Below are 20,527 nucleotides of genomic sequence, written 5' to 3' on the forward strand. Positions count from 1 at the left end.
TATGCTCAAGAATATTCCGCCGATCCTCGGCCCCGACCTGCTCGGCATATTGCGCGCCATGGGCCATGGCGACGAAATCGCCATCGTCGATGCCAACTATCCGGCCGATGCGGCCGGGCCGGCTCTGGTGCGGCTCGACGGGGTCAGCGCCACCGACGCGCTCGACGCCATCCTGACGCTGATGCCACTGGACGATTTCGTCGACGAGGCCGCGATCTGCATGCAGGTGGTGGGCGATGCGAGCAAGCGTGAGCCGGTGATGGACGCCTTCGAAGCCATCGTGAAGCAGCACGAGCCCGGCATGGGCCTCGCCTCGCTGGAGCGCTTCGCCTTCTACGAGCGGGTCAAGACCGGCTACGCCATCGTGCAGACCGGTGAGCGCCGGCTCTATGGCAATATCCTGCTCAAGAAGGGCATCGTCCGCCCGGGGGCATAAAACGGGCGGGCGAACGCATTCCGCCAAACTCGCCCTCGACAGACTAACATGTTAGCTCTATGGCCTTTGTCCAAAGCCAACAGGAAGACCTGACCCATGAAACTGCTCCGCATTGGCGCCAAGGGCGCAGAAAAGCCCGCCATTCTGGCCGAGGACGGCACCATTCGCGACCTCTCCGGCATTGTCGGCGATATCGGTGGCCAGGCGCTGACCCCGGAAGGGCTGGTGAAAATCCGCGCCGCCGATATCGGCGTGCTGCCCAGGCTCGATGCAGGCCAGCGCATCGGGCCCTGCGTGGCCGATGTGGGAAAATTCATCTGCATCGGGCTCAACTATGCCGATCATGCCGCCGAAACCGGCGCCGCCATCCCGGCCGAGCCGATCATCTTCATGAAGGCCACCAGCGCCATCATCGGACCGAATGACGATGTGATCATCCCCAAGAACGCGATCAAGCCGGATTGGGAAGTCGAGCTGGGTGTCGTCATCGGCAAGGAGGCCCGCTATGTCGACGAGGCCGACGCCATGGAGCATGTCGCCGGCTATTGCGTGGTCAACGACGTTTCCGAGCGCCATTTCCAGACCGAGCGCGGCGGCACCTGGGACAAGGGCAAGGGCAGCGACACTTTCGGCCCCATCGGCCCCTGGCTGGTGACCAAGGACGAAGTGGCCGACCCGCAGAACCTCAAGATGTGGCTCGACGTCGATGGGCATCGCTACCAGAACGGCTCAACCAGGACGATGATCTTCGGCGTCGCCCATGTGGTGAGCTATGTCAGCCAGTTCATGAGCCTGCAGCCGGGCGACATCATTTCCACCGGCACCCCGCCCGGCGTCGGCATGGGCATCAAGCCGGACCCGGTCTGGCTCAAGCCCGGCAACGTGATGCGGCTGGGCATCGAAGGCCTGGGCGAGCAGACGCAGAATGTGAAGGCGTATGGCGCCTGATCACCGACGCCACTTCCGCCTCTCCCCTTGAGGGAGAGGGACGACCTGACGCGTTACGCTCAGCGCGAGGCCAGCGAAAAACCCTTAGAGCTGAACGAGAAGAACCGGTTCAGCAGACCCGATAGCGGTGGCCAGGTCATGATGTTGACTGATGTGTCGCGGATGGCGGCGTGGAATGGCGTGGCGGGCACGAACCACTTGGCCATGCGCCGCCCGGCACGCTGCTTTTCCCGCACCAGCGGCCGCAGACCCTGCTCGAACCGCGCTAGCGCCGCCTCGATGTCGGCGGTACCATCGAGCACCTGGCCGAGCGCCCGCCCGCCGGCCAAAGCCAGCGACGCGCCCTGTCCCGCCATCAGCGACACTGCGTAGGCGGCATCGCCCACGAGGATGGTGCGCTGGCTTTGCCAATGGGCCATCTCCACCTGCGCCACCACATCATAGTAGATATCCTCGGGGCCCGGGGCGGCCGCCAGCGTTTCGGGCAGCACCCAGCCGAGGTCGCCAAAGGCGGCTTTGAGCCCCGGCAGCGGGTCGCGCGGGCGTTCACGGCTCGCGTCCCGAATGACGAAAAAGGCCATGATCCGACCGGAGTCGACCTCGTAGAGGCCGGCCATGCGGTCCTTGATTGCCATCATCTTGAAGTCGCCCGCCAGCATGTCAGCCACAGCGGGGCTGTTGAAGAAGTAGGCGGCGGTGTGAAAACCCAGATAGCGCAAGAAGCGCTCTTCCGGGCCAAAGACCAGATGGCGCACCGCCGAATGAATGCCGTCGGCGCCGACCAACAGGTCGGCTTCGAGACTCTGGCCATCGGCCAGCGTGACCGCAACGCCCTTTTCACCAGTGTCGAGCGACGCGATCTCGCTCGCATATCGAACCGTGGCCTCGTCCGGCAGGGCATCATGCAGCACCTGCTCGATATCGCCGCGCAGGATGGGAAACAGCTTGCCGCCGGCCGCAGCGCCTATCTGTTCATAGTCCATCTGCGAACCGATACGGCCGGCGCCGTTGACGAAATCGACCTTGTCCACGCCCCGCGCATGCGCCTTGAGGGGGGCGATGACACCGAGTTCCTCGGCGGCAGCGTAGCCGGGACCGAAGAAATCGAGCATATAGCCGCCAGCCCGCAGGCTGGGCGCCTTTTCGAGCAATGTGACACCCCACCCGGCCCGACCGAGGGCAATGGCGGTTGCAAGGCCGGCAATACCGGCACCGGAAATGATGGCTTTCATGGCTTTCAGCTTTCTTCTGGTGCGATTGTGTCGACAAAAGTGCCCCACGCCACCAACTGGCTCTCGCGCCGCTCCGGAAACAGTTGCCGATGTATGGCAAGCCCGTCGCCGGCGATCAGGATCAGTGCCGCAAGCCGTCCCCGCTCGGCCGGGGAAAAGCGGGTAGGCGCCAGCAATTCGAGCGCGGCGACGAAATTCTCCTCCGCCATGCGCACAAGGTGCGCCAGCCGGCGCCGCAGGTCGGGATCGGCCTGGGCACGGGCGACAAAGGCGAGATAGGCGCCCGCGAGGCCCGGATCGTCATCCATCTGCGCCGCCGTCTCGGCGCCCAGCGCCAACAGCCAGTCGCGCAGTGGCGTGCCCGGTTGCGGCCGCATACCGTCCATGCCGAGCAGGAAGGTCTCGAACGCCGCCAGCACGACGGCATTGAGCGTCTCGAAATGATGGAACACGTTGGCCTTGCTGACCCCCGCTTCGCGCGCCAGGCTGGCCGCCGTCAAACCGGCAGCCCCCTCACGCGCCAGCAGGCGCATCGCCGCCGCAACGATCTCGTCCCGCTTTCCGGCTCTGGGCATCAGCATCTCCAAAATGGCACTATACTGACCAACCGATCGGTCAGCAACCCGACGAGGAGATTTTGTTGCCTGTGGGTAGGGTGGGTGAGGCAGGCGTATGGGGCCAAGGCCGGCAGTGTCTAGTCATGAGCATTGGGTTACGCGATGCTATCCCGGCATAGGCGAGATCCATCCTGAGAGGACACTGCGCTATCTCAAGACGGATTCCGGCTGGAGCCTGTCCTCGGGCGCGAGGCGAACCGGGGCCGGAATGACACCGTGTTTTTGAGCCAGGCACCTGTTGTAGGCCGCCCTGGGGCTGGGCGCGATTGCCGATTATCTCTGCTCATCCCCCGCCAAAGTGGGAATGACCGTTTCACTTGCGCCATTGCAAGGGTCAGTCCCGCTTTCGCGGGAATGACCCGGCAAAGGTGAATAACCGGGTGACAATAAATGGCGCCACAGGACCTGAATGTCGATTGGCACAAAGTCCCGCCGGGTCAGGGCCGCCTGGCCACCAGGTCGATCTCCACCAGCGCCCCGACCGCCAAAGCGGTGACGCCGACCGTGGTCCGGGCGGGGAGTTTGCCTGGCTCGAAAAAGCTCGGCCACAGCGCATTGAGCGCAGCATAGTCGCGCTCGAAGTGGGTGAGATAGATGCGGGCCATGGTGACGTGTTCGAGCCCAAGCCCGATACCGCCGAGCACGATCCTGAGATTGTCGATCACGCGCATGGTCTGCGCCTCGATGCCATCCGGCAGGGGGGCATCGGGCGCTGCCGGATCGGTCGGCATCTGGCCGGTGACGAACACGAAGCCGTCGGTCTCGACGGCATGGGAAAAGGGGGCGACCGGCTGCGGGCCGGCCGCAACCAGGTGGTGGATCATTTCACTCATATGACACTCCGGCGTGATAGAGCTTGAGCGTCGTCCCCGTCGCGGCGATAAGTCAATCTCCGGTGGGCGTTGCGCACCGTTCCTTGGCGCACCGGGACCATCAGCTTCATGTTCGATATCTTCCACACCGTTTCGGCCTATCTCGAGAGCTTTCTCGACGCTATCTCGGGCAATTTCTGGCTGACTTTCTGGTTCATCTTCGCCGTGGCCATCGGCGAGGCGGTGTTCATCCTGGGACTCTTTGTGCCATCGACCCCTGTATTGCTGATGGCCGGCGGCATCATCGCCGAAGGCCGCCTGCCCTTCTGGGAAGTGTATTTTGCCGCTGTCATCGGCGCCATTATCGGCGACGCCATCTCCTATATGATCGGCCATTTCCTCAAGGACTCGATCAAGGAGATGTGGCCGTTCAGGAACCACAAGCCGCTGATTGCCCGCGGCGAAGTGTTTTTCGCCCGTCATGGCGGCAAGGCGGTGTTCATCGGCCGGTTCATTCCGGGCGTGAAGGCCGTCATCCCCGGCGTCGCCGGGATCATGGGCATGAAATACGGTCACTTCACCATCATCAACGTCACCTCGGCCTTTGTCTGGGCTGCGGCCCATATCCTGCCCGGCATGCTGCTGACTGCCTGGCTCAAGTCCATCGGGCTGTCGCTGGAACTGGTGATCGTCGTCGGCACCATCATCCTGGCGGCCTTATTCATGCTGGTGCACTACCACCGCCGCATCCTGCTGTTCTTCGCACCGTGGCTGGGTGGTTTCGGGCGATCCATCAAGGCCCGCTGGGGCGCCCAGGAACCGACGCACTGAAACCGCCCGTGACGATCACGAAGTGCTGCCTTGCAGGGTGAGGCAAAGAGGTCCACTCTAGCCGGCATGCGCCGCTGGATTGCCCGTTTCCGGTTCGTCATCGCCCTTGCCGGGCCGCTCACCGCGTTTGCCCTGGTGCTGCCCGCAACGGCCCAGACCGGAGAGGACGCCGCGCTCGATGCGCTGTTTGCCGAGCTACGCACGGCCCCCGATGCCGCCACGGCGCAGCGCATAGCCAACCAGATATGGGACGAGTGGACGCATCCGGATGACTTCATCCTCTATACGAGCATGATCGACGTGCTGGAGATGCGCCAGCGCCGTAGCCCCGCCGACGTTATCGCCCTGCTGGACCATATCCTGGACGGCCATCCCACCTATGCCGAAGCCTGGAACCAGCGGGCGACGATGTATTTCATGCAGGGCGACTATGAGCGCTCACTCGCCGATATCGAAAGGACGCTGGAACTGGAACCGCGCCATTTCGGAGCCCTGGCCGGCAAGGCCATCATCTATCTCGAACTCGACCAGCGGGACCTGGCGCTGGAGGCGATCACCGCGGCGCTGGCCATTCACCCGTTTCTCGCCGAAAAGGCCCTCTTTCCGGAACTGAACGCCCTGCCTATCTAGCCTTGGAACCACAATGACCGATACCGAACTCACCGTCACCCGCGAGGATGGCCCGACGCGCGGCCGCTATCTCATCCGCCTTGCGCCGGGCTTCGAGGCGGAAATGACCTTCAGCAAGAGCGCCGACGGCACCATCACCATCGACCATACCGGCGTGCCACCGGAATATGAGGGGCGCGGTATCGCGGCAAAGCTGGTGAACAGAGCCATATCAGATGCGCGCGAGCAGGGATTCAAGATCGTCCCGGTCTGCTCCTATGTGGTCGCCCAGTTCCGCCGCCACCCCGAATGGGCCGACCTGCGCGCCTGATCACCAGCCGAAGCGCACCTGATCCTGCGTCTCGGCCTTGATGGCATCGAGCTTTTCCCAGGGAATGGTGATGGTCGGCGCCCCATAGGCATAGGCCGAGACCTCATAGGGCTGGAATTGAATGACCAGGCCATAGTCGTTGGAAAGGTCCCAGCGGCTCGGCTCCACCACGATCTCGGCAATGTCGCCGGCCGCTTCCACCTGCAGCCATTCGGCCGGATGCTCGGCCTGCAACTGCGCCCAGGCAGCCTCGACCAGGGTGTTGGCCCAATCGTCACCGGCAAAGATATCGCCGGCGACCAGCCCGCGATCCTCGGCCGTGAGGTAATGCAGGTAGCTGATGCTCCAATTGCCATGCGCCGCGCCGTGGCCATACCAATAGGTGTTGACCGCAAGCGTGATGCGGCCGCTGCCGCCCAGTTCCTTGACCGCGAGCTTGACGCTGGTATCGGACGATGGATCGAGATCGCCGATCTCCCCGCCACCGGCCGGCGACAGGATGTCGGACTGGTTGGAAGCCATGTCCATCACGTAGCGATTGAAGGCCTCGGCCAGGGGATCGTCGGCATCGAGCAGCGGCATGACCAGCTCGTGGCTCGCCACCTTCCAGTATGAATCGGGATTGTCCGCCTCATTGGGATCCGGCAATGCGCCATAGATGGCCTTGATGAAGAATCGGTGCCCCTCGATCATGCGGCTCTGTTCCAGTGCGCCGCTGCGGGTGTTGAACTTCTCGACGAGGCACGAACCGTTATTTTCGCTGTAACGGCCGCTGGTCATCGGCTGGGCGTCATCGGTGCAGGCGCGCTGGGCGTAGTCGAGCCAGTTGCGCTGGTCGGCGCGCATCAGCACCACCGAGTCCTTGGTCAACCCGCCGGTGGCGGTGGCGAAGGACTTGGCCAGCCGGTCATCGGCCGTCGACAGCTCGGGAATGTCGCAGATGGCATGCTCGAAAGGCGTGCCGGCCTTGCTGCAATCGAAGCTGGCGGCGGCGGCCGGCATGGCGAACAGCGCCAGCAGGGTTGCGGGAATGAGGATGCGGGACAGGTACATGGCGAAACCTCGGCTGGAGCTGGCTTGACGCTGGCAGGTGGCCGCCGCCACGTCAACCGTCAGCTCTGCCTGGCAGCCCGCGGTGGTTCGGCAGCGTCAGGGTCGAAGATGACGACGCGGTTGCGGCCCTCGCCCTTGGCCATGTAGAGCGCCGCATCGGCCATTTCGGTGGCCGTCTCGATCGTGTCGCCGGGTTCCACCAGGCACGCGCCGACGCTGGCGGTCACCGGCGCCGATTTCCCGCCCGCCAGCTCAACCGGCCGGTCATTGATTGCCGCCATGACCCCGAAAGCGCCGGCCCGCAACAGATGCGGCGCGCTGTCACGCAGCAGAATGATGAATTCGTCGCCACCCCAGCGGGCGCAGACATTGCCCTCGCCGACGCATTCGACGATGCGACGGGAAACCTCGACGATCACCGCGTCACCGGCCGAGTGGCCGTAATTGTCGTTGATCGACTTGAAGTGGTCGATATCGACCAGCACCAGGCCATGCCGCTGCCCGGTGGCCGCCCCGGCAAAGGCGGCGACGAAGCCGCGCCGATTGGCGATGCCGGTCTGCGCGTCGCGGGACGCCAGCGTTTCGAGCTCCTCGGTACGGGCACGCACCCGCGCTTCGAGCAGCCGCGTATTGTCGGTGACCGCCACCGCCATTTCGGTGAAGGCCGCCGAGAGCCGGCCCACCTCGTCCTGCCGGGCATCTGCCATCGACAGGGCCGGGCCATATTCGCCCTGCCGCGCGCTATGGACCACCAGTTCGAGCCGCTTGAGCCGATCCAGCACGGCCCGCTTGAACACCAGCACCATGATGGCGGTCACCAGCCCCATCATTGAGGCCAGCAACAGGCCGATGGGCAGGAAAAGCCGCTTGTCGATGATGGCGTCGATATCCATCAGCGTGACATTGAACCAGCCGAGCTTGTCGAGATAACCGACGCCGACCAGCATTTCCTTGCCGCCCATGGTCATGAAGCGCGATTGCGCCACCGCGTTGCCCGCCGCCACCTCATCCATCAGCGCCTGCAGGGCCGCGCGATCTTCCGGCTTGTCGACCAGCGAGAATACCGTGCGCTTGGCGCTCATCTCCGCGGTGAGGCTGCGCAGATCGACCATGTCCTGGTCGCGATGCGCCTGCACCGCGCCCTGCCGGTCGACGAACATCGAGGTGACGCCGACCTGGGGGACGTTGACCACTTCCTGGATGAAGCTGGTGAGATCGATGCCGGTGCCCAGAACGCCCAGCACCCGCCGCCCCTCGCGGATGACGCAGTTCATCCAGACCTTGGTGACCCGCAGATTGGCGTCATTGTCGACATTGAGGTGGCATCCCTCGCCGAGGGCCACGGTGGAGTAGTACCAGGCGTCGCGCGGATTGTCGGGGCTGACCGTGTAGCGGTACTGATCGCCGGCATAGGAATTGGCGGCGTCGTTGAAGTAGTAATTGCCCGATTCCCCGATGGCGAAGAAATAGCTGCGATCGGCGAAGGACTGGCGGAAATGCTCGAGCTCGGCGATGCCGCGCCGCTTCAGCTCCGGATTCGCCTCGTCATTGGCCCAATCGCGGATCGACTGGCTGCCGGCCAGCGTCTCGGCCAGCGACACCTCGCGCATCAGCGCTTCGAGGCCACGATAGCGGTCGTAGAGAATCTGTTTTTCGGCAAACAGGGTGCCGAGCTGGACCACGGTGGACGCAACGATCCAGTTGAAGGCCAGATAGGCCGGCGCCGCCACCGCGGCAAAGCCGAGCAGCACCAGGATCAGCACGCGAATGCGCAGGCTGCTGGCAATGGTATCTCGAAGCCTGCTGATTTGCCGCCTCGTCTGCATCAGGATCAGTCCTTGGGGAGACCGCTCCGACACTGTTAGCCCGTACCCCTCTAGAGTTCGTTAATAAAGTGCTGATGCGCGCGAGACGTGAACCCGCCGGCGGGTCAGCACGTTCTGCCCCCGAGAGGAGACCGCAATGACCAAGCTCGAAACCAAAGTCCGCGCCTTGTTCGACGCCTATGCAAAGCGCAGCGACGACGCTCTGCAGGACCCGCCCAAGGAAGATATCGATGGCGTCGTCGGCGCCTTTGCGCCCTTCTTCGTCGAATCGAGCCCACGCGGCGTCATCGGCGGCGCCAATGACGACCGGTTCCGCGCGATGATTCCCCAGGGCTTTGCGCGCTACCGCCAGGTCGGCGGCAAGCATATGACGGTCAAAGGGCTCAAGGTCATCGAGCTCGACCACTGCCATGCCGTGGCCGATGTCGACTGGGACTTCGCCTATACCAACAAGGCCGGCCAGAGCGGCCATGTGACCTTCACCAATTTCTACTTCGTCACCGTGGCCGGCGGCACGGCCAAAGTGTTCGGCTATGTGACGCCCGACGAGGAGCAGGCGATGAAGGACCACGGCCTGGTCTAGGCGCGGATCGTGGCCAGCCCGCTGAGGAAAGCCTGCGTCTCGCGCAATTCCTCGGGCCGCAATTCGTGGCCGCCCTGATGCCAGAATAGCGACGTCTCGGCACCATGGCCGGCGAAATAGTCGCTGAGCCCCTGGGTCACGGCAGCCGGTGCCATCGGATCGCGCGTCCCCGCGGTGATCAGCACGCGCTTGCCGGTGAAATCGGCCTGGGGCGGGAAGAAGGGGATCAGCGGGTGCATCAGCACCGTGGCATCGAACAGCCCGGGTGACGCGAACTGCATGGCGGCCAGGATATTGGCGCCATTGGAATAGCCCAGCCCCACCACCTGTCGCGGCGCGCCCTCGGCTTTGCGCGCCACCACAAATGCCGTCATCGCCGCAGTGCGCAGGCGCAGGTCATCCATGTCGTAGACGCCCTCGCCGCTGCGCCGGAAATAGCGCAACGCCCCGCCCTCGCTGACATCGCCGCGCGGCGCGACGACGCGCGCGCCAGCCAGCAATTCGCCCGCCACGTCGAAGAACTGGTTTTCATCGCCGCCCGTGCCGTGAAACACCAGGAACAGCGGCGCGTGCTCAGCGGCGCCTTTGCTTTCGCGATAGTGATAATTGGCCATGCCCGATCTCCTGCAATTCGTGTTGGCCAGGATATCGGCCACCTGTCCGCCCGGCACAACCGGCTCCGGCGCCACGCACTGTTGCCGTTTGCGGAACAATGGGGGTTCATGCACAATGGCTCATATGTTTCTTTCGATTTTCGACGTGTTCAAGATCGGCATCGGGCCATCCAGCTCCCATACGATGGGACCGATGACCGCTGCGCGGCGTTTCCTCGACGAATTGAAGGACAATCGCTGGCCCCATGCCGCCAACGCCCGCCCCGCCGCGCTGACGGCAAGCCTGCATGGCTCGCTGGCCTTTACCGGCATCGGCCATGGCAGCGGCCGCGCCGTCGTCCTGGGCCTGTGCGGCGAAGACCCCAGGACCGTCGATCCGAACGGCATGGACGCCATCGTGGCCGGCGTCGAAGCCAGCGGCAAGGTGCATCCGCAGGGCCACCCGGCCTATCGCTTCCGCCCGGCGGTCGATCTGGTGTTCGACAAGCGTAACGCCCTGCCCGGTCATCCCAACGGCCTGCAATTTGCCGCCTATGACGGCGATGGCCAATTGCTGCTGCGCCGGGCCTATTATTCCATCGGCGGCGGCTTCGTGGTCAGCGCCGAGGAGCTGGATGCCATCAAGGATGCCTCGCCTCGCCAGGCCGACGTACCCTATCCCTTCGCCCATGCCGGAGACATGCTTGATATGGCCGCAGCATCAGGGCTTTCCATTGCCGGCATGAAACGCGCCAATGAGGAAGCCAGCCGCAGCCGCGCCGCGCTCGACCGCGGCATCGACGAAATCTGGACCGTGATGAGCGCCTGCATCGACCGTGGCGTCAGCCAGGACGGCATCATGCCCGGCGGGCTCAACGTCAAGCGCCGGGCGCGGGGCATCTTCAACCAGCTCGACGCGCAGTGGCAGCGGAACGAGCTGACCCCGCTGATGGCCAATGACTGGCTGAGCCTTTATGCCATGGCCGTCAACGAAGAAAATGCCGCCGGCGGCCGCGTGGTCACCGCCCCAACCAATGGCGCCGCCGGCGTCATCCCCGCGGTGATGAAATATTTCCTCAAGTTCAACGCCGCCGCTGGCCCGCAAGCGGTGCGCGACTATCTGCTGACCGCGGCCGCCGTGGGCGGCATCATCAAGCACAATGCCTCGATCTCGGGCGCCGAGGTGGGGTGCCAGGGCGAAGTCGGCTCCGCCTCGGCCATGGCCGCCGCCGGCCTCTGCGCCATCATGGGCGGCACCCCCGCCCAAGTGGAAAACGCCGCCGAAATCGCGCTGGAACACCATCTCGGCATGACCTGCGACCCGGTCGCGGGGCTGGTGCAGATCCCCTGCATCGAACGCAACGCCTTCGGCGCCGTCAAAGCCGTCACCGCCGCCTCCCTCGCCCTCAAGGGCGACGGCACCCACGCCGTCCCGCTCGACGCCTGTATCGAGACGATGCGCCAGACGGGGCTGGACATGAGCGAGCGGTACAAGGAAACGAGCCTTGCGGGACTGGCGGTGAATGTGGTGGCGTGCTGACTTTCCGCAATTGCCGATTGCGCCTCACAATCGACTTAAGTACATGGACAAGGTGACTTGCCGTAAGAACTCATTCATAGTCTCATGAGATTCAAGCGGTCGATTTGCCGTGTTCCCACATCAGCATCAGCAACCAGGTTCTCCGTGACGATACCGTTCTTCAACTACCCGGCGCTTTTCAGCGATCAGGAAGCGAAATTTGTTGAGATTTTCAAGACGGTAGGCAGGCGCGGCGCCTTCATCATGCAGGATGACCTGCGCAAGTTTGAAGAACGGGTCGCCGCCTATTCTGGCGCCGCTCACGCCATTGGCGTTGCCAACGCGACGGACGGGCTTGAATTGCTGCTTTCAGCGGGCGGCATCGGGCCCGGCGACGAAGTGATCTTCTGCTCGCACACCATGGTCGCCACTGCCGGCGCGATCCACTCCGTCGGTGCGACGCCGGTACCGGCCGAAGTTGGCGCCGATCACCTGATCGACGTCGACAAGATCGAGTCGCTGATTACCGAGCGGACGCGCGCCATTATGCCCACCCAGCTCAATGGCCGGGTAGCCGATATGGACAAGATCCTGGCGATCACCAGCAAGCATAAGCTGGATCTCTACGAGGACGCGGCCCAGGGACTTGGCGCCAGCTACAAGGGACGGTTTGCAGGCACGTTCGGCAAGGGTGGCTGCATCAGTTTCTACCCTGCGAAAAATCTCGGCTGTTTCGGCGACGGTGGCCTGGTGCTGACCAACGACACCAAGCTCTACCACGCCATGATGGCCATGCGCGATCACGGCCGCGACCCGCAGACCGGCGACATCGTCGGCTGGGGGCGCAACAGCCGGCTCGACAATCTGCAGGCCGCGATTCTGGCGCATCTGTTCGAGGACTATGACGGCATCGTCGCCCGCCGCCGCGCCATTGCCGCGCGCTACGATCAGCGCCTCAAGCGCATCAACAGCCTGGTGCTCCCGCCGCCACCCGATGCGGACCCCGAGCGCTTCGATGTCTTCCAGAATTACGAGATCGAGGCCGACCGCCGCGACGACCTAAAGGCGCATCTGAGCGCCAATGGCATCGGGACACTGATACAATGGGGCGGCAAGGCCGTTCATCAGTACCCTGCCCTCAAGCTGTCGGCGCGGTTGCCTCATACCGAGACGCTGATGGCACGCATGATCATGCTGCCGCTCAACCTGTCGATCACCGATGACGAGGTTGATGCAGTCTGCGATGCCATCGAAAGCTTCTACGCCCATGGATGAGCCACATGGTTCCAACCGCCTGGGTTGGAACACCCTGGACGAACTTGCCCTGAATATCCGCCGCGACGCGGTGCAGATGACGCATCTGGGCAAGAGTTCCCACATCGGCTCGGTGCTGTCGATCGCCGATATCCTGGCAGTGCTGTATGGGTCGTTCCTGAACGTGGACCCGGCCTTTCCGCGCAAACCGGACAGGGACCGTTTCATCCTGAGCAAGGGGCATGCGGGCGCCGGTGTCTATGCAGCACTGGCCGAATGCGGTTTTTTCCCCATCGACGACCTCAAGCGCCACTACCAGGATGGCTCGAACCTGTCGGGTCACGTATCGCACAAGGGTATAGCGGGCGTGGAGTTTTCCACCGGCTCGCTCGGCCATGGACTGCCGGTGGCGACCGGCATGGCGCTGGCAGCCAAGCTCAGCGGCTTGGACCATCGCGTCGTCGCGCTGTTGAGTGACGGCGAATGCGACGAAGGCTCCAATTGGGAAGCCTTCCTGTTCGCCGGCCACAACAAGCTGGACAACCTGGTCGTGGTCATCGACTACAACAAGCTGCAAAGCCTCAAGCCGGTATCCGAGACCCTGGCGCTGGAGCCGTTCGCCGACAAATTGCGTGCGTTCAACTGGGCAGTCGAGGAAGTCGACGGGCACGATATCGAGGCTCTTCAGGCCGTGTTCGGCAGGATTCCGTTCAAGACCGGCATGCCGAGCGTGGTGCTGGCTCACACCACCAAGGGCAAGGGCATCAGTTTCATGGAAAATTCTGTGCTCTGGCACTACCGGACTGCCCAGGGCGACGAATACACCGCCGCAATGGCCGAACTCGCTGACAGGCAGGACTGAACAATGCGCGACGCCTTTGTTGCTGCGCTGGTTTCTGCAGCCCAATCGGACGAGAAGATCCTGCTGGTTACCGGCGATCTCGGCTTCGGTACGTTTGACCCTTTCGTGAAAGCCATCCCCGAACGCTTCATCAATGTCGGCGTGGCCGAGCAGAACATGATCGGCGTATCGACCGGCCTTGGTCTCGAGGGCTACAAGGTCTTTGCCTATTCCATTGGCAACTTTTCGACCCTTCGGTGCCTCGAGCAAATCCGCAACGACGCGGCCTATCACGAGGCCAACCTCACCATTATCGGCTCCGGCGGCGGCTTTACCTATGGTGCACTCGGCATGTCCCACCATGCCACCGAGGATCTGTCGATCCTGCGCGCGCTGCCCGGCATCACCGTGGTTGCGCCTTGCGATGCCTGGGAGACAACGCAGGCCGTCACCCTGCTGGCAGCCGCCAAAGGCGTTTCATATCTGCGCATCGAAAAGCAGACGCCCTTGCGAACCGGCGACCTCGGAATTCCCTTCGTGCTCGGCAAGGCCCGCCGGCTGCGGGAAGGACGCGACATCACCATCATCGGTTCGGGCGGGGTTCTCGCCCATGCCGATAGCGTTGCGCAACGGCTTGCCGAGCGCGGGCTGTCGGCGCGCGTGGTATCGATGCACACGCTCAAGCCGCTCGATGATGCTGAAATCCTGGACGCCCTGCGCGATACCCGCGCTATCCTGACCATCGAGGAAAACACGATACTGGGTGGCCTGGGCGGCGCCGTGGCGGAGGTCATCGCCGAATCCGGCCGCAGCGTTCCATTCCGCAGGCTTGGCATGCAGGATGTGTATTCCTCCGTCGTCGGCAGCCAGGACTACCTCAGGCAGTATTATGGCATGGGTATCGATGCGATACTGGATGCCAGCCTCAAGCTCATCGCTCGGGCCGCCTAGGCTACAGGCCGGGTTTCCGAATCCATAGGACGGAGCTGTAATGGGCGTTGCGGTCCGCACGATTCAGGAGCTTGAAGGGCTGGAATCCGGCTGGCGGGAGCTCTTCGCCAAATCCGGTTCGAACAACCCCTTCGAGAGCTGGGACTGGACCATCCGGTGGGTCACCAGCTTCGCCAGGGATGGCGACCTGCTGGTGCTGGCGGACTATGACGGCGCAACGATCACCGCGATTGCGCCGCTGCGGCTCACCGGGGGCACCCTTTCCTTTCTCGGCGACCCCATGTTTGCCGACTATGCCGGCATTCTTTGCCTGCCGGGGATGGAACAGGCTGCTACGGCAATGCTGGCGCGGACCCTGCAGAACCAGAGCTGGCGGCGGATCGATCTGGCGCCGGTACGCGCGATTGAACCTTTCAGCCAGGCACTGGCGTCGTTTTTTTCCGCCGGGAAGCATCACGGGGTGCAGGAAATTATTTGCGGCAACCCGCGTATCGATACCGGCGGCAGCTTCCAGCAATACTATTCCGCACCGTCCAAAAAAAAGCTGCGCCAGGAAATCCGTACAACCCAGAACAACCTGGACCGACTGGGCACCTGGCGCTATGTCACCGCGTCATCGGGCCCGGAGGCGCATCGGATTTTCGGGGCGCTGACGCAATTTCACACGCGAAGGCAGGCCGGCAAGGTCGGAACCTCGATCTTTGACGACAGCGAAAGCACAGAGTTCTTTCGGCGCCTGCTGGATTCACCCAGTACGGAATTCAAGATACACCTGTCGGGAATCGAACTGAACGGCACGCTGGTTTCCGCCGCCTACTCCATCTCCTGTGGAGACAGTTTCTATTATTGGATACCATCGTTCGATCAGACGATACCGAGGGTGTCGCTCGGAAAACTACACCTGAAATGCCTGGTCGAGGAGTGTTTCTCGGAACCCTACCAATGGTTCGATTTCATGGGCGGTGACGAGAGCTATAAATACCAATGGTCCGATAGCAACTATGACCTGCTGCGATTCGTGGCCCACAGGAGCGCGATTGCAGCCACCGTATACCGGCAGCGCAGCCTCTGGCGGCAGCGCCTGAAGGATGCGAAGGACCGTTCGCGGTCGCTGCAGTGGCTTTGGCACAAGATATCGAAGGCTTAGGACGTCGGTGAAACAGGCGATAAAATTAGCCATTGCCAGGCTCTGGCAGAGGGCCAGGCCCGGTACCGGCGCCCGGCTCCGCGTACCGGTTCTGTGCTATCACAGTGTCAATGACACCGGAAATGCGGAATGCGATCCACTACCCTCGGCGCTTTTCGAATCTCATCTGCAACATCTTCGCGCCCACTACACGCCCATTTCGCTGGCCGAACTCGCGGACGCCCTGAATAGCGGGGCGTCAATCCCTCCCGATGCCGTCGTCGTCACCTTCGATGACGGCTATCGCGACAATTTCGAAGTCGCCTACCCCCTGCTCAGCCAATACCGCATTCCCGCAACTTTTTTCATCGTTCCGGGGTTTCTCGATGGCGAGGTCGATCTGATCGGAGACCCGGGCTGGGAGGCGATGAGCTGGGAGAATGTTCTGAGCATGGATGCCGATCCGCTGGTCGAGTTCGGCGCCCACACCCAGTCACATCCGATCCTGTCGACGCTCAGCGAAACCCAGGCCCGCCACGAGATCAGCAAATCCAAAGCCGAGCTTCAACGCCGCCTCGGCCACGTTATCGAGTTTTTCGCCTACCCTTATGGACAGGGGGAACACGTTGGCCCCGCGGCGCTCGCCGAGGTGGCTCGACAACAGTTCAGCCTGGCTTGCTCGACCATCTGGCGAACCACACATGCGCAGAACGAGCGCTACTTCCTGAACAGGATCATGATAACCAGCGACGACACAGTAGAGGTTCTGGACCTAAAGTTGCGAGGAGGATTTGATTACATATACTATCTTCATCGCATACGTGCTCTTGCTTTAAAATTGCGGAATGGTCGAGGCGTAGCACTGGATTCAGCGTACGACACCAGATAAGGGTCAAGCTGCGGGAGACGGCATCTCGTGATTGTCTTTTGAAATTGAATGGAGTGCGTTGTTGATCAACGATACGACAAGGACCGATTGGCCCCACAAGATCGGCATAGTGCTGATCTGTGCCATTGCATTCTTCATTTCATTTGGCGAATGGCAGCAATTAATAGGGCCCTGGTTCTCCGTCCCCAAGCTCGCCTTGCCGATCTTGTTCGTCCTGGCCCTGGCCAGCAGGGCCCACTGGCCAAGGCCAATGCTGGAGACCGGCATTTTCGCCCTGTTCGTCGTGGCGTGCCTGGCCTCGTTTCTGGTGCATGGCATCAGCCTCCACCCCGGGATGACCAATCTGGTCGGCTACGTCATCCTTATCCCGGTTGTTGGCGCACTAGTCCGAAACACCGTGGATATAGAACGGATCATGTTGGCGCTGCTTGCCGGCATCACCTTGATCAGTATCCTCACCCTGAATGCGGTCGTTACCGGTTTTGATGCCGGCAGCCTGTTCGGCAAGCCGATGACCGAGATGGTTTTCGGCGTCCCCAGAATTTTTGGCACCGAGCAGAACCCCAACGCCTACGCGGTGTATAGCTGCATCGGCATGATCCTGTCGGTTTATGCCATCATTCGGGCACGCAACGGCCTTCTGCGGACTGCAGCAGTTCTGGCCGGCCTAGCCATTCTTGCCGTTCTATTCCTGTCGGCCTCGCGTTCGGCGGCGGTGGGCGCGGCAGTCGGCATTACAGTGTTCCTGGTGATCTATGTCCGTGGCGTCGGTGCCAAGACGGCCTGTCTCGGACTGGGGGCAGTATGCGTTGTCGCCGGGATCATGTTGCCGACATTTGTCGCCAACACCTCGGACCTGATCTTCAAGTCGTTTTATCTCGATCGGATCGCCAGCCGCGTGCATGCCGAAATCGAGGAAATGAAGAGCGACCTGACCGTCCACATCGAGACCCTCGAAGCATCGGCGAGCGAAGCCGACCCCGAGGCGCAAGCAGAACTGGCCCAGAAGCGCGACGACCTGGAGCGCTTGTCGGACAACGCCGCTGTCGAAAAAATCGTCGAAAATGCCGTCGTGTACAGCCGCGCCGCGCCAAGCGCAGAAATCAGCAGCTCGGAGCTACTCACCGATAAAATGCTGGCAGACCTCAGCGAAAAGGAGGTCAGGGACGCATCCCTCATGGTCGCGGACAAGGTACAGGCTGCCGAAAACCGGCTGGAAATCCTTATCTACAGCGCCCGGCTCATTGCGATGCATCCGATTTTCGGCGTCGGTTTCCTCAATGCCCGCAAGGCCTTTGTTAGTGCCGACCTGCCCGTCGATAACGCGGTTCACAATACCTACGTTTCGGTGGCCGTGGAATTCGGCCTGCCCGCCGCGGCATTATTCGTAGCCGCCCTCGTCCTGCTGGCCTATCGCTTGCTTCGAAGCGCTATGATAATTCCGGAATCTGCTCGAAGCTCTCGCCAGGTGGTCATCTTGATGCCAGCGACATTGATTGGCTACATGGTGCACGGAACCTTCCATGACAGCTACATGAATGTGCTGCTCTGGCTGGTTATTGCCTTGTCGATAACGTGGCTCGGCTGGCTTCGCGCGCCAGGTGAACATGCTACCGAAGGGTCTTTACGCCGCGCCCCGGCCCGATAGTCGTATAGCCAGACACCACAGCGCCTAAGCGCAGGAGAATGCCCTTGAATATCTGTCACGCCTTCATCTTCTTCTCCATCCGGTTTGCCGGAGGCACGTCGGACCTGATGTACAAGATATGCAAGGCGCAGGTGAAACTGGGACACAGGCCCATTGTCTATTCAGGGGACTACAAGTTTGACGGCGAGCTGGCAAACAGCCTGACGGGCACCGAGTTCCGGGTCGAGAAGTCGTATCTCGACAAGGAGGGCTTTTCCATAATGCCCGGCCTGATCGCATTGGCGCGCAAGGAAGTGCCGGAATTCGATGTCGTGCACATGCACACATTCCGGACGTTCCAGAACGTCGTTCTTTATCACTTCTGCAAGAAGAACAATGTTCCGTTCATTATCGACGCGCACGGGGCCGTGCCCTACTACACGCGCAAGAATCTGATCAAGAAGCTGTTTGACAGGATCTGGGGTCGCCGCATGCTGCGCGAGGCCGCATTCCTGGTTGCCGAGACGGAGGTGGGCGTCAAGGAATACCTGGATATTGATCCGGAGCTGGACCGCAGCCGGATCGTGGTCATTTCCCCGCCCTTCGACACTGACGAGTTCGTGACGCTGCCACCGAAGGGCACCTTCCGCGCCGAGTATGGAATTCCTGCGGAGAGCAAGGTGATCCTGTTCCTTGGCCGGGTTCATCACATCAAGGGCAACGACTTCCTCATCAAGGGCTTTGCCGAACTCTGCAAGCGCCGGGACGACTGCCTGCTGGTGATTGTAGGCGGCGACGACGGCCACATGGATGAATGCAAGGCGCTGGCCGCCGAACTTGGGATCGCCGACAAGGTCATCTTCACCGGCTTCATGGGCGGCGGGAAAAAGAACTCCGCGCTGATCGATGCCGACATTGTTGCCCAGATGTCGCGCCAGGAACAGGGTGCCTGGGCCCCGTTCGAGGCGGTCCTGTGCGGGACCCCGATCATCGTCTCCGCCCATACCGGCGCCGGCGAAGATGTGCGCCGGGTCGATGCCGGCGCCACGGTCGAGTTCGACAACATCCCCGCGCTTGCCGACGGGCTGGCCGGCATCCTCGACAACTATGATGCCGCCAAGACGCTGACGCTCAAGGCGAAGAACTTCATCGAAACCAAGATGTCGATGAATGCGCGGAGCCAGGAATATATTGACCTTTACAGCCGGGCCAAGCAGCAGGTCGGCCGGGGCTGATGCGCAATACCAAGGACATGGTGCTGGCGGTGATGCCGGAAGGGCCGATCGCCTTCGATGGACAGCACTATCGCTATTCCAAGGGTGAACGACTCTACCTCGACAACCTCGCCAGCCATTTCAAGGAGCTGGTCCTGGTCACCTTCGTCTTTCGCCAAGGCGATCCCGACTACGAGACCTGCATACATTCCCGCTTCATGGCACCGAATCTTCGGGTCATCGAACTGCCAGCCAAGGGCGGGCTGCGCCGGAACGTTCTCGGCAAGGCGCTGCAGTTCCTGAAGATTTTCTTTCTGCTGGTTCGCATCGTTCCGCGTTTCGACCTGCTCTACCTGTTCCTGCCAAGCTACCCCAGCGCGCTGGGCTGGATGGCGGGCCGCCTGCATCGCAAGCGCCACATCGTCTATGGCGCCGACGACTGGGTGCAGGCATCGGAAACCATGTTCAAGTGGGACAGCCTGCGCGGAACCAGCTTCTACCGGCTCTATGCATGGCTCAACCGCACGATGGAGCGAGCGATCGTGCGCAGTGCCGCCTTCTGCGTAGCCGCAGGGGGCCAGCTTCGCGAAAAGTACAAGTCAATGGGTGTCCCGACCTATGACACCACGCCGCGGATGACGTTGACCCCCGATGACATCTTCGAGCGCGACGACACCTGCCAGGGCGATACGGTCACATTGATCAATGTCGGGGCACTGGTGCCGGACAAAGCCCAGCACCTGTTGCTGGCTGCTGTTGCGCCCTTGATCAAGACCGATACGCGCCTGCGGCTGCAGATCGTCGGCGGTGGCCCCAAGGACGAGGAACTCAAGGCGCTGGCCGTCAATCTCGGCATCGCCGATCGGGTGCAGTTCCTGGGCTACATAGAGGCTGAAGAGGAACTCTACGGCTTGCTGCGCCACGCGGACATGTTCGTGCTGTCCAGCGTGACGGAGGGCTTCCCGCGCGTCCTTTATGAATCGATGGCCATGCGCCTGCCCATCGTCGCCACCGCCTGCGGTGGTATTCCGCATCTGATGAAAAACGATGAAAACGCCAAGGTCGTCCCAGTGGGCGACGTGCCTGCATTGACCGCCGCCGTGGCCGCACTGATCGAGGATGGGCCGCTTCGCCGGGCCCTGATCAAGCAGGCAGCCCGAACGATGGACGGTGTTTTCCAGCGCATGGACCCGGCCCAGATAGCCAAGCTGGTCGAAACGCATCTGTAAGGCGGC

At 62.4% G+C, this 20,527-nt stretch carries 21 protein-coding genes; 15 read left to right on the top strand and 6 right to left on the bottom strand.

The genetic code is table 11. The features are described 5' to 3' along the window. Position 1: 1 nt before the first annotated feature. Positions 2 to 436: an RbsD/FucU domain-containing protein gene (locus ASD04_RS13660; RefSeq protein WP_056257932.1), complete on the top strand. Its 435-nt coding sequence runs from the start codon at positions 2 to 4 to the stop codon at positions 434 to 436. 96 nt (positions 437 to 532) lie between these two features. After that, the gene (locus ASD04_RS13665; RefSeq protein WP_056257935.1) at positions 533 to 1,384 is read left to right on the top strand and encodes a fumarylacetoacetate hydrolase family protein; all 852 of its coding nucleotides are present in this window, start codon (positions 533 to 535) and stop codon (positions 1,382 to 1,384) included. Positions 1,385 to 1,443: 59 nt separating this feature from the next. Here ASD04_RS13665 and ASD04_RS13670 read toward each other — a convergent pair whose 3' ends face one another. The 3 genes from ASD04_RS13670 to ASD04_RS13680 form a co-directional block, all read right to left on the bottom strand. After that, positions 1,444 to 2,616, bottom strand: coding sequence for an FAD-dependent monooxygenase (locus ASD04_RS13670; RefSeq protein ID WP_056257937.1), 1,173 nt, complete (start codon positions 2,614 to 2,616; stop codon positions 1,444 to 1,446). A 5-nt stretch (positions 2,617 to 2,621) separates the two neighbouring features. Beyond that, on the bottom strand, positions 2,622 to 3,191 hold the full coding sequence (locus tag ASD04_RS13675) for a TetR/AcrR family transcriptional regulator (RefSeq protein WP_056257940.1): 570 nt from the start codon (positions 3,189 to 3,191) through the stop codon (positions 2,622 to 2,624). Positions 3,192 to 3,670: 479 nt separating this feature from the next. Beyond that, positions 3,671 to 4,057, bottom strand: coding sequence for a RidA family protein (locus tag ASD04_RS13680; protein ID WP_056258459.1), 387 nt, complete (start codon positions 4,055 to 4,057; stop codon positions 3,671 to 3,673). 117 nt (positions 4,058 to 4,174) lie between these two features. On the opposite strand from ASD04_RS13680, the gene ASD04_RS13685 reads away from it, so the two are divergent. The 3 genes from ASD04_RS13685 to ASD04_RS13695 all read left to right on the top strand — a co-directional run bounded on the left by ASD04_RS13685 (position 4,175) and on the right by ASD04_RS13695 (position 5,816). Then, on the top strand, positions 4,175 to 4,876 hold the full coding sequence (locus tag ASD04_RS13685; RefSeq protein ID WP_156461251.1) for a DedA family protein: 702 nt from the start codon (positions 4,175 to 4,177) through the stop codon (positions 4,874 to 4,876). 66 nt (positions 4,877 to 4,942) lie between these two features. Beyond that, a complete protein-coding gene (locus ASD04_RS13690) occupies positions 4,943 to 5,506 on the top strand; it encodes a tetratricopeptide repeat protein (protein WP_056257947.1) in 564 nt (187 codons plus the stop codon). 13 nt (positions 5,507 to 5,519) lie between these two features. Next, a complete protein-coding gene (locus tag ASD04_RS13695) occupies positions 5,520 to 5,816 on the top strand; it encodes a GNAT family N-acetyltransferase (RefSeq protein WP_056257950.1) in 297 nt (98 codons plus the stop codon). Here ASD04_RS13695 and ASD04_RS13700 read toward each other — a convergent pair whose 3' ends face one another. Continuing rightward, positions 5,817 to 6,869: a DUF3298 domain-containing protein gene (locus tag ASD04_RS13700; RefSeq protein ID WP_056257953.1), complete on the bottom strand. Its 1,053-nt coding sequence runs from the start codon at positions 6,867 to 6,869 to the stop codon at positions 5,817 to 5,819. A gap of 59 nt (positions 6,870 to 6,928) precedes the next feature. Next, positions 6,929 to 8,695, bottom strand: a complete 1,767-nt coding sequence (locus tag ASD04_RS13705; RefSeq protein WP_056257955.1) for a diguanylate cyclase — start codon at positions 8,693 to 8,695, stop codon at positions 6,929 to 6,931. 136 nt (positions 8,696 to 8,831) lie between these two features. On the opposite strand from ASD04_RS13705, the gene ASD04_RS13710 reads away from it, so the two are divergent. Next, positions 8,832 to 9,278 (top strand): hypothetical protein, encoded by a 447-nt coding sequence (locus ASD04_RS13710; protein ID WP_056257958.1) that lies wholly within the window; start codon positions 8,832 to 8,834, stop codon positions 9,276 to 9,278. Here the strand turns inward: ASD04_RS13710 and ASD04_RS13715 are convergent. Next, positions 9,275 to 9,892, bottom strand: a complete 618-nt coding sequence (locus tag ASD04_RS13715; protein WP_056257962.1) for an alpha/beta hydrolase — start codon at positions 9,890 to 9,892, stop codon at positions 9,275 to 9,277. The genes ASD04_RS13710 and ASD04_RS13715 overlap by 4 nt on opposite strands. A 124-nt stretch (positions 9,893 to 10,016) precedes the next feature. Here ASD04_RS13715 and ASD04_RS13720 point away from each other — a divergent pair, with 124 nt between their 5' ends. The 9 genes from ASD04_RS13720 (at position 10,017) to ASD04_RS13760 (ending at position 20,521) form a co-directional block, all read left to right on the top strand. Further along, a complete protein-coding gene (locus ASD04_RS13720; RefSeq protein ID WP_056257965.1) occupies positions 10,017 to 11,411 on the top strand; it encodes an L-serine ammonia-lyase in 1,395 nt (464 codons plus the stop codon). 144 nt (positions 11,412 to 11,555) lie between these two features. Next, positions 11,556 to 12,665, top strand: a complete 1,110-nt coding sequence (locus ASD04_RS13725) for a DegT/DnrJ/EryC1/StrS family aminotransferase (protein ID WP_200940268.1) — start codon at positions 11,556 to 11,558, stop codon at positions 12,663 to 12,665. Next, positions 12,658 to 13,506 (top strand): transketolase, encoded by an 849-nt coding sequence (locus tag ASD04_RS13730; protein ID WP_056257970.1) that lies wholly within the window; start codon positions 12,658 to 12,660, stop codon positions 13,504 to 13,506. Before ASD04_RS13725 ends, ASD04_RS13730 begins: the two co-directional genes overlap by 8 nt. A gap of 3 nt (positions 13,507 to 13,509) precedes the next feature. Beyond that, entirely contained in the window at positions 13,510 to 14,436 is a 927-nt protein-coding gene (locus ASD04_RS13735) for a transketolase C-terminal domain-containing protein (RefSeq protein WP_056257972.1), read from the top strand. 40 nt (positions 14,437 to 14,476) lie between these two features. Beyond that, a complete protein-coding gene (locus ASD04_RS13740) occupies positions 14,477 to 15,583 on the top strand; it encodes a GNAT family N-acetyltransferase (protein WP_056257976.1) in 1,107 nt (368 codons plus the stop codon). Between the two features lie 7 nt (positions 15,584 to 15,590). Then, positions 15,591 to 16,451, top strand: coding sequence for a polysaccharide deacetylase family protein (locus tag ASD04_RS13745; protein WP_056257979.1), 861 nt, complete (start codon positions 15,591 to 15,593; stop codon positions 16,449 to 16,451). A gap of 61 nt (positions 16,452 to 16,512) precedes the next feature. Beyond that, positions 16,513 to 18,099, top strand: coding sequence for an O-antigen ligase family protein (locus tag ASD04_RS13750; protein WP_056257980.1), 1,587 nt, complete (start codon positions 16,513 to 16,515; stop codon positions 18,097 to 18,099). 44 nt (positions 18,100 to 18,143) lie between these two features. Then, entirely contained in the window at positions 18,144 to 19,313 is a 1,170-nt protein-coding gene (locus tag ASD04_RS13755) for a glycosyltransferase (RefSeq protein WP_056257983.1), read from the top strand. After that, positions 19,313 to 20,521, top strand: a complete 1,209-nt coding sequence (locus ASD04_RS13760; RefSeq protein ID WP_056257985.1) for a glycosyltransferase — start codon at positions 19,313 to 19,315, stop codon at positions 20,519 to 20,521. The genes ASD04_RS13755 and ASD04_RS13760 overlap by 1 nt, the downstream gene beginning before the upstream one ends. Positions 20,522 to 20,527 lie beyond the last annotated feature (6 nt).

It is taken from the genome of Devosia sp. Root436 (assembly GCF_001426345.1).
GTDB lineage: Bacteria > Pseudomonadota > Alphaproteobacteria > Rhizobiales > Devosiaceae > Devosia.